This is a genomic window from Bradyrhizobium sp. Kon37, assembly GCF_055807535.1.
In genome coordinates this window covers 1-384 of sequence record NZ_JBVVOY010000164.1, presented here as the reverse complement: position 1 = coordinate 384, position 384 = coordinate 1, and the positions used below count along the sequence as shown (strand labels likewise).

1 protein-coding gene is annotated in these 384 nt (G+C 64.1%); it reads right to left on the bottom strand.

What is annotated here, in order from left to right:
* Positions 1-180 precede the first annotated feature (180 nt).
* A partial coding sequence (locus AC0L3J_RS37615) for a hypothetical protein (RefSeq protein WP_473350462.1) occupies positions 181-384 on the bottom strand: 204 nt, incomplete at its 5' end.

The window sequence follows — 384 nt, the reverse complement described above, 5'->3', positions numbered from 1 at the left end:
ACCGTTGAACAGGTACTTGTTGACGTGATCCCCGGTCATGGCAAGCAAGGCGAGCCACTTCAAGGCTTCAATGGTGCCGTCGGCGATCACCATGGCAGGCAGCGAGGCCCGGCCGCTGGCGTCGTTCATGGCGCGTGTATTCATGCCCTCCCCCTTGGAGTAAGAACGCCCTGCAGGGCGCTATTTGCGCCCATAGCGCAGCGCGTATTCCCGGAGGACGTGCAGCGCCAAAGGCAGGGCCGCGAGGACCAGCAGAGCGCCGGCGGCGTACATGGCCCATGTGGGCAGGAACGCGAGCAGCGTATGCGCGACCAGGCCAAAGACGATGACAGGCCCGATGCCCAGTACCAGAAGATCAAACGGCGCTTTCGCCTGCGATGCCGC